This is a genomic window from Sandarakinorhabdus rubra, from assembly GCF_010994245.1.
Lineage (GTDB): Bacteria > Pseudomonadota > Alphaproteobacteria > Sphingomonadales > Sphingomonadaceae > Sandarakinorhabdus > Sandarakinorhabdus rubra.
The window spans coordinates 1-8235 of record NZ_WMHO01000112.1 but is presented as its reverse complement, the minus strand read 5'-3'; the positions used below and the strand labels follow the sequence as shown (position 1 = coordinate 8235).

Genomic DNA, 8235 nt, shown 5'->3' with positions numbered 1-8235 from the left:
GCGGCCAGCCCGATCCCGGCCGGCGCGCTGAACCTGCCGCCGCCCACATCCGGGCCGATTGCGCCACGCTGAGCACGCGCCGACCGGCGCACCCACCCCCCCTGCCACCACCACAAAGGGCTGTTCCCCCGATGCTGGTCGACGATTTCGATTTCCACCTGCCCGAAGAGCGGATCGCGCTGCGGCCGGTGTCCCCGCGCGACTCTGCCCGCCTGCTGTGCGTGACCGGGCGCGACGTCGGCGCGCTCGCGGACATGAGCTTTCGCGATCTGCCCGCGCGCCTGCGCCCCGGCGATGTGCTGGTGGTCAACGACACCAGGGTGATCCCGGCGCAACTGTTCGCCAGAAAGGGTGATGCGGCGATCGGGGTCACCCTCCACAAGCGCGAAACCGCCAATCGCTGGTGGAGCTTTGTCAGGAACGCCCGCCGGCTGCGCCCCGGCGACGTCATCGCGTTTGGCCGCGAAGGCGTGCCCCTTCAGGGCACGGTGATCGAGAAGAGCACGGAGGGCAGCGTGCTCTGGCAGTTCGATGCCGCCGGCCAACCGCTGGAAAGCGCGCTGCACGCCGTTGGCCAGATGCCGCTGCCACCCTATATTGCCCGCCGCCGCGACATCGACGCCGCCGACGCGGCCGATTACCAGACGCTGCACGCAGCACGGGATGGCGCGGTGGCGGCGCCCACCGCCGGCCTGCATTTCACCCCGCGCCTGTGGGACGAACTCGCGGCCGCCGGCGTGACCCGCGAGACGGTGACCCTACATGTCGGCGCCGGCACCTTCCTTCCCGTCAAGGCGACCCGCGTGGAGGACCACCAGATGCACGCCGAATGGGGCAGCCTCGATGCCGCCACCGCCGCTCGGCTGAATGCCGCCCGGTCGGCCGGCGGGCGCATCATCGCGGTGGGCACCACAAGTTTGCGCCTGCTCGAATCCGCCGCCGACGAGACCCGCACCATCCACGCCTTCACGGGCGACACGTCGATCTTCATTACCCCCGGCTATCGCTGGCGCGCCATCGACGGGCTCATCACCAACTTCCACCTGCCGCGCTCGACCCTGTTCATGCTGGTCAGTGCGCTGATGGGGCTGGACGTGATGCGCAAGGCGTACGCGCATGCCATCGAGAAGGACTATCGCTTTTACAGCTATGGCGACGGTTCGCTGCTGCTGCCGTGAGCCGGGCAGCCTGCTTCGCCCCGGTTGCTAATGTGCAGACGCGGCACCCGCAGCAGGCTGTTGAAGTTCGCACTGCAGCCGCACATATCTGACCGATGAGCGTGGCCTTCACCAAGGAATCGGATGCCGAAGCCGTTGCGGCCGATCTGCCCGACAGGCCGATCCCGGTGCACGCCAATCTTGTCACCCCCAACGGCCTGGCGCAGATCGAGGCCGCGCTTGCGGCCGCGCGCGCCGCCTATGCCGCAGCGCAGGCCGGAGATGCGATCAGCACGGACCGCACCGCCATGGCCCGCGCCACCCGCGACCTGCGCTATTGGTCTGCACGGCGCGCGTCGGCACAGTTGATCGACCAGCGGCCGGCAGATGGCACGGTCGCTTTTGGCAGCGTCGTCACCTTCGAAGGCGATGATGGCCGCAGCCGCACCTATGCGATCGTCGGCGACGATGAGGCAGACCCGGCGGCGGGCAGTGTCAGCTATGTCTCCCCACTGGCGCGCGCGCTGATCGGCAAGGGCATCGGGGAGGGTGCAATGGTGGCGGGCCGGCAGGTGGAAATCACCGCCATCGCCTGACCGTCGGCCAGCCAGGCCAGCCGGCGCTGATTGCAGGCCACGGGACGCTGTTGCCGAGCCGCAATATTCGGCTAGATGACCCTGGAGCGCCAACCGGGGGGACAGGACCATCGCCATCGCAGCACAAGGCAAGGCCGTGCCAGCGGCACGCAAGCCGCTCTATGCCCAGCTTTATGTCCAGGTACTTGTGGCCATCGTGGCCGGCGGGCTGATCGGTCATTTCGCGCCCGACACCGGTGTGGCGCTGAAGCCGCTGGGCGATGCATTCATCAAGCTGGTCAAGCTGATCATCGCCCCGGTGATCTTCCTCACCATCGTCACCGGCATCGCCGGCATGAAGGGCCTGGGCGATGTCGGGCGCGTAGCGGGCAAGGCCTTCGCCTATTTCCTGTTCTTTTCCACCATCGCGCTGATCATCGGCATGATCGTTGCCAATCTGGTGCAGCCAGGCAGCGGCATGAACATCGATCCGGCGACGCTGCAGACCGGCGCAGTCGATGAGTATGTGAAGAAGGCCAAGGACCAGACCATCACGGCCTTCCTGATGGAAATCATCCCCACCAGCATGCTGGGCGCGTTTGTGGATGGCAATCTGCTGCAGGTGCTGTTCGTCGCGATCAGCTTCGGCATCGCGCTGGCGATGGGCGGCGCGGCGGCCGAGCCGGTGACGCGGTTCCTCGAGGCAGTGGCAGCGGCGTTCTTTACGCTGGTGGCGATCTTCATGCGCGCTGCGCCGATCGGGGCCTTCGGCGCCTTTGCCTTCACCATCGGCAAATATGGCATCGGCGCCATCGCCAATCTGGCGGCACTGGTGGGCACCTTCTACATCACCTGCCTGCTGTTCGTGATCGTGGTGCTGGGGCTGGTGGCGCGCGCGGCCGGCTTCTCGATCTTCACCCTCATCCGCTATCTGAAGGCCGAACTGCTGCTGGTGCTGGGCACCTCCAGTTCGGAATCCGCCCTGCCCAGCCTGATGGACAAGATGGAGCGCGCCGGCTGCCCGCGCCCGATCGTCGGCCTCGTGGTGCCCACCGGCTACAGCTTCAACCTCGATGGCACCAACATCTACATGACACTGGCGGCGCTGTTCATCGCGCAGGCCACCGGCATCGAACTCTCGCTGGGTGAGCAGTTGCTGCTGCTCGGCGTTGCCATGCTCAGTTCCAAGGGCGCGGCCGGCGTCACCGGCGCCGGCTTCATCACCCTGGCGGCCACGCTGTCGATCGTGCCCAGCGTGCCGATCGCCGGTATGGCCCTGATCCTGGGCATCGATCGCTTCATGTCCGAATGCCGGGCGCTCACCAATTTCATCGGCAACGCGGTGGCCACCATCGTCGTCTCGCGCTGGGAAGGCGCCATCGACGAGGCGCAGTTCGCAGCGGTGTTCAGTGCCAAGGAGTTCGGTCCGGCCGCCGTCGAGCCTGGTCCTCAAGCCGATCCCGATTAGGGCACCGCGTTCATCGTCCAGTTGGCCAGTACCAGGAACGCACTGCCACCCACGAAGGCATGCGCCGCCAGTGCCGGCCCGATGATGTCGGGGCGCGGCTTGGCCATGATGCCGGCAAAGAGCCCGGAGACCACCGCGAAGCCCAGCAGCACCAGGGCGATCGTGGCATTGTCGGACAACGCCTCGTTGCCGCGGCTGATGCGTGTCACCAGCATCACCACCTCCAGCCCGCCAAAGCCGGTCAGCAGGTGAATGGCCTGCACGGCCTTGGGCGGGCGTTTCGAGGACAGAAAATACCAGCCCAGCACCAGGCCCAGCGCCACGGTGGTTCCATAGATGATGATCGGCAGCCAGACAGCCATGATCCGCCCCCTTCGCTCCTGCGGCGATACACCAGTGCCGCGCCGGCGGCAAAGGCTGGCACGCCACGGAAAGGCGCGTATAACCCGTCGCCGTGAGCGATGAACTGCGCCTTGACCCGCGCGCCGAGGAGGCGCCGGACGCGCTGGAGGAAGGCCGGCTGAGCCGCGCCTTTGTCAGCGACGTCGCCGCTGCCCTGTCCAGCGGCGACGACGAGGCCGTGCGCGCGTTGGTGGGCCCGCTGCACCCGGCCGACGTCGCCGATCTGTTCGGCGCCATCGATGCCGGCATGCGCGGTCGCCTCGCCGGCGCGCTCGGCGAACTGCTCAACGCCGACGTCGTGGCCGAGCTGGACGATTATGTCCGCGAGGACGTGCTGGACGCGCTGTCGCCGGGCGAGGTGGCCGAAGTCGTCACCCAGCTCGACACCGACGATGCGGTGGCCGTGATCGAGGACCTGGAGGCCGATGAGCAGCGCGCGGTGCTGGGCGCACTAGCCCCCGAAGACCGCGCCGACATCGAGGCGGCACTGAACTATCCGGAGGAGTCCGCCGGCCGCCTGATGCAGCGTGAGCTCGTCGCGGTGGCCGAGCACATGAGCGTTGGCGCAGTGATCGAGCGCATCCGCGCCACCATCGATCCGGCAACGGACTTCTGGGAAATCTTCGTGGTCGACATAGCCGGTAGGCCGATCGGCACCATGCGATTGAGCTGGCTGCTCACCGCTCCGCCCGATCTGAGCGTCGGCGACGTGATGAAGCGCGAGCAGACGCTGATCCCGGTCACCATGGACCAGGAGGAAGTGGCGCTGCTGTTCCAGAAATATGCGCTCATTTCTGCCGCCGTGATCGACGATGCCGGCAAGCTGGTGGGCGTCATCACCGTCGATGACGTGGTCCACATCATCCAGGCCGAAGCCGGCGAGGACGTGCTGAAACTGTCGGGCGCCGGCGATGGCGACATCAATGAGCCGGTGCTCACCACCTATCGCACCCGCTCGCGCTGGCTGGTCGCCAACCTGGTCACCGGCCTCGTTTCAGCCAGCGTGATCGGCGCTTTCTCGGCCAGCATCGAAGCGCTGGTGGCGCTGGCGGCGCTGTCTCCCATTGTCGCCTCGGTGGGCGGCAATGCCGGCAACCAGACGATGGCCGTCACCGTCCGCGCCCTGGCCACCAACCAGCTGACCGACAGCAACACCCGCCGCACCATCTGGCGCGAGATCAGGGTGGCGTTCCTGAACGGCCTGACGCTGGCCGTGCTGATGGCGGCCGGTGTCTTTGCCGTGTTCGGCAATGCCAACCTGGGCCTCGTCATCGCCGCGGCCATGCTGTTCAATATCCTGATCGCCGGGCTGGCCGGCGTGATGGTGCCCCTCACCCTCGATCGGCTGGAGGCCGACCCGGCAGTCGCCTCCTCGGTGTTCGTGACAATGATCACCGACTCGATGGGCTTCTTCGCCTTCCTCGGTCTCGCCACGCTGGTCGGCGTGCAATATCTGGGCTGATGCTGCACCTCACCAAGGTGGCCGCCGGCTGCCCCGACATCGCCACGCTCGCCGCCCGCCAGGCCCATTGGTGGGGCGAGGGCCGCGCCGGGGCGCATACCCGCTTCATGCCCAAACGCGCCGAAGAACTCATCGGCGGTTCGATCTTCTGGATCATCGGCCACCGGCTGGTGGCGCGGCAGCAGATCCTGTCCATCGCCATGGCCGAGACCGACTGGGGCCCCAAGTGCGCGATTGAGCTGGCGCCGGGGCCGGTGCCGGTCGAGCAGCGGCCCTGCCGCGCCCACCAGGGCTGGCGCTATCTGGAGGCCGGCGACGCCCCGCCCGATCTGCTGGGCGGCGAAACCAGCGGCGATGCCCTGCCCGCCGGGCTGGTCCGCGAACTCCAGGCGCTCTGGCTGCTGTAGCCGCTTCATACACTTGTTGACCTTTGGCTGTGGTGGCGCCATACAACAGTGGATGTTCAGTGACGGCCGCCCTATCTATCGCCAGATCCGCGATACGATCATCGAACGGATCCTCACCGCCGGGGACGGCGCCGTGCTGCCCTCCGTGCGGGCGCTGGCCGCCGAGGCCGGGGTCAACCCCCTCACCGTCGCCAAGGCCTATCAGGATCTGCAGACCGCAGGGCTGGTGCGCGCGAAGAAGGGCGTTGGCCTGTTCGCAGCCGATGGCGCCGTCACCCGCCTGCTGGACAGCGAGCGGGAGGCCTTCCTGTCGGATGAATGGCCGCGCGTGAAGGCGCGGATCAGCCGGCTCGGCCTCGACGTGGGCGACCTGCTCGCAGACGCCTGAACCGGGGCCTGAGCCTCACCATTTCTCTTCCGGCCACCACGGGAACACGTCGGCGGGCATGTGCTGGCTCACCGTGTCGGGATAGGCCGGCGGGCGCTTCTCGAGGAAGCTGACCACGCCTTCCTTGGCATCGCCGGAACGGCCGCGCATGTAGACCATGCGGCTGTCGAGCCGGTGCGCATCCCACGGGCTGGCCGCACCCGCCATGCGCCACAGCATCTGGCGGGTGAGCGCCACCGATACCGGCGCGGTGTTCTCCGCAATCTCCAGCGCCAGCGCGCGCGCCGCCGGCAGCAGGTCATCGGGCGCATGGGTTGAACGCACGAAGCCGCCCTTAAGGGCCTCGGCGGCATCGAACACGCGGCCGGTCATGCACCATTCCAGCGCCTGCGGAAGGCCGACGAGCTTGGACAGGAACCAGCTCGACCCGGCTTCCGGCACGATGCCGCGGCGGGCAAACACGAAGCCGAAGCGCGCGGTGTCGCTGGCCAGCCGCATGTCCATGGCGCACTGCATGGTGGCGCCGATGCCGACCGCGGGGCCGTTGACAGCGGCAATCACGGGTTTGAGGCTGCGGAAGATGCGCATCGTCAACTGGCCGCCACCGTCGCGGGTGGCCGGGTGGCTCCAGTCTATGCTGCCATCCTCGCGCACCGGATTGGCACTGCGGTGCCCGCCCAGTTTCTCGTAATCGAAGGTGGCGGCCCCGGCACTGAGGTCAGCCCCGGCGCAGAAGGCGCGGCCGCGCCCGGTGACGATCACCGCTTTCACCGCATCATTGGCGTCGGTTTCGTCGAAGGCGGCGATCATCTCGGTCATCATCACGCCGGTGAAGGCGTTCAGCTTGTCCGGCCGGTCGAGCGTGATGGTGGCGATGGGGCCATCGATATCGAGGGCGATCTGGGTGTAGCTGCCCATGTTACAGCGCCTTTCTGTCTGTTGTCAGCGTTACAGCGCTTCGATGATCGTCACGTTGGCGAGCCCGCCGCCTTCGCACATCGTCTGCAGGCCCCATTTCTTGCCGCGCGCGTGCAGGGCATGGACCAGCGTTGCCATCAGCTTGGTGCCGCTGGCGCCAAGCGGGTGGCCCAGCGCGATGGCACCGCCGTTGACGTTCAGGCGGGCATGGTCGGCGCCCAGCTGCTGCATCCAGGCCATCGGGATGGAGGCAAAGGCCTCGTTCACTTCGTAGAGATCGATATCCTCGATCTTCATGCCGGCACGGCTCAGCGCCTTCTTGGTGGCGCCGATCGGGGCTTCCAGCATGATCACCGGGTCTTCGCCGACCACCGTCATGGTGTGGATGCGGGCCAGCGGCTTGACGCCCAGCGCCTTCAGCCCGCGCTCGTTGACGATCAGCACGCCCGACGCACCGTCGCAGATCTGGCTGCTAGTCGCCGCCGTCAGGCGGCCGCCATCGGGGTTGATCAGCTTGACGCCCTTGACGCCGTCCAGGCTGACATCGAAGCGGATGCCTTCATCCTGCGTGTGGACATGCGGTGCGCCCTCATGGGTGGTCACGTTCACCGGCACGATCTCGTTCGCAAAGGCGCCGCTCTTCGCCGCCTTGCCGGCGCGCACCTGGCTTTCATAGCCAAATTCGTCGAGCATGTCCTTGGTCAGGCCGTATTTCGCCGCGATCATCTCGGCGCCGGTGAACTGGCTGAACTGGATGCCGGGATAGCGCTGTTCCATGCCCTCGCCATAGGGCATGCCCATGCCGGCCTTGGCCGGCAGGCTGACGGGCGTGCCCATCGGCACGCGGGTCATCGATTCCACCCCGGCGGCGATCACCACGTCCATCTGGCCGCTCATCACCGTGGCGGCTGCGAAATGCACCGCCTGCTGGCTGGAGCCGCACTGGCGGTCAACGCTGGTGCCCGGCACCGATTCCGGCAGCTTTGACGACAGCACGGCATTGCGCGCCACGTTGGTGGACTGCTGGCCGGCCTGGCCGACGCAGCCCATGATTACGTCCTCGATCAGCGCCGGGTCGATGCCGGTGTCATCCACCAGCGCGTTCAGCACCTGTGCCGACAGGTCGGCCGGGTGCCAGTCCCGCAGCAGTCCGCCGCGGCGGCCGCCGGCCGTGCGCTTGGCGGCAACGATATAGGCTTCGCTCATGGGTCATGCTCCTGAAGGCTGGATTCGCGTCGCGGCACTTTACGCCTGCTTCCCCCTTGGGCATTGACGGGCAAAATGATCAGGGAGAGCGTGATGCTCCGTACCTTCTGGGGAATCGCCGCGGCCGCAATGCTGGTGCTCACCCCGCCGGCTGGCGCTGCGCCGGTGCGCAAGCCGGCGCCCAAGGCGGCCCCCAAGCCGGCGCCCAAGCCAGCCCCGAAGCCCGCCGCCATCGCCCCGCTGCCCGACACG

9 protein-coding genes are annotated in these 8235 nt (G+C 67.7%); 6 read left to right on the top strand and 3 right to left on the bottom strand.

The genetic code is table 11. From position 1 onward, the window contains the following. Positions 1 to 131: 131 nt before the first annotated feature. From queA to GJV64_RS08310, 3 genes are all read left to right on the top strand, one after another. Positions 132 to 1178, top strand: a complete 1047-nt coding sequence (gene queA / locus GJV64_RS08320; protein ID WP_164156797.1) for a tRNA preQ1(34) S-adenosylmethionine ribosyltransferase-isomerase QueA — start codon at positions 132 to 134, stop codon at positions 1176 to 1178. Positions 1179 to 1273: 95 nt separating this feature from the next. Further along, complete coding sequence (gene greA, locus GJV64_RS08315) at positions 1274 to 1753, top strand: transcription elongation factor GreA (protein ID WP_164156796.1); 480 nt, start codon at positions 1274 to 1276, stop codon at positions 1751 to 1753. 136 nt (positions 1754 to 1889) lie between these two features. Further along, entirely contained in the window at positions 1890 to 3200 is a 1311-nt protein-coding gene (locus GJV64_RS08310; protein ID WP_205599567.1) for a dicarboxylate/amino acid:cation symporter, read from the top strand. Here GJV64_RS08310 and GJV64_RS08305 read toward each other — a convergent pair. Then, positions 3197 to 3562, bottom strand: coding sequence for a hypothetical protein (locus GJV64_RS08305; protein WP_164156795.1), 366 nt, complete (start codon positions 3560 to 3562; stop codon positions 3197 to 3199). The two genes, GJV64_RS08310 and GJV64_RS08305, sit on opposite strands and share 4 nt — an antisense overlap. Positions 3563 to 3654: 92 nt before the next feature. Here GJV64_RS08305 and mgtE point away from each other — a divergent pair, with 92 nt between their 5' ends. From mgtE to GJV64_RS08290, 3 genes are read left to right on the top strand one after another with little or no spacing between them, the layout of a single operon-like run. Then, entirely contained in the window at positions 3655 to 5064 is a 1410-nt protein-coding gene (gene mgtE, locus GJV64_RS08300) for a magnesium transporter (protein ID WP_164156794.1), read from the top strand. Further along, positions 5064 to 5471: a DUF1489 family protein gene (locus GJV64_RS08295; RefSeq protein ID WP_164156793.1), complete on the top strand. Its 408-nt coding sequence runs from the start codon at positions 5064 to 5066 to the stop codon at positions 5469 to 5471. Before mgtE ends, GJV64_RS08295 begins: the two co-directional genes overlap by 1 nt. A 52-nt stretch (positions 5472 to 5523) precedes the next feature. Beyond that, entirely contained in the window at positions 5524 to 5859 is a 336-nt protein-coding gene (locus tag GJV64_RS08290) for a GntR family transcriptional regulator (protein WP_164156792.1), read from the top strand. 15 nt (positions 5860 to 5874) lie between these two features. Here the strand turns inward: GJV64_RS08290 and GJV64_RS08285 are convergent, their stop codons facing one another. Continuing rightward, positions 5875 to 6777: a crotonase/enoyl-CoA hydratase family protein gene (locus tag GJV64_RS08285; RefSeq protein WP_164156791.1), complete on the bottom strand. Its 903-nt coding sequence runs from the start codon at positions 6775 to 6777 to the stop codon at positions 5875 to 5877. Positions 6778 to 6807: 30 nt separating this feature from the next. Further along, positions 6808 to 7983, bottom strand: coding sequence for an acetyl-CoA C-acetyltransferase (locus GJV64_RS08280; protein ID WP_164156790.1), 1176 nt, complete (start codon positions 7981 to 7983; stop codon positions 6808 to 6810). Positions 7984 to 8235 lie beyond the last annotated feature (252 nt).

Excerpts from the sequence above, each read along its gene's own strand:
- queA (WP_164156797.1), top strand. The coding sequence starts at position 132 with ATGCTGGTCGACGATTTCGATTTCCACCTGCCCGAAGAGCGGATCGCG.
- greA (WP_164156796.1), top strand. The coding sequence starts at position 1,274 with ATGAGCGTGGCCTTCACCAAGGAATCGGATGCCGAAGCCGTTGCGGCC.
- GJV64_RS08305 (WP_164156795.1), bottom strand. The coding sequence starts at position 3,562 with ATGGCTGTCTGGCTGCCGATCATCATCTATGGAACCACCGTGGCGCTG.
- GJV64_RS08295 (WP_164156793.1), top strand. The coding sequence starts at position 5,064 with ATGCTGCACCTCACCAAGGTGGCCGCCGGCTGCCCCGACATCGCCACG.
- GJV64_RS08290 (WP_164156792.1), top strand. The coding sequence starts at position 5,524 with ATGTTCAGTGACGGCCGCCCTATCTATCGCCAGATCCGCGATACGATC.
- GJV64_RS08285 (WP_164156791.1), bottom strand. The coding sequence starts at position 6,777 with ATGGGCAGCTACACCCAGATCGCCCTCGATATCGATGGCCCCATCGCC.
- GJV64_RS08280 (WP_164156790.1), bottom strand. The coding sequence starts at position 7,983 with ATGAGCGAAGCCTATATCGTTGCCGCCAAGCGCACGGCCGGCGGCCGC.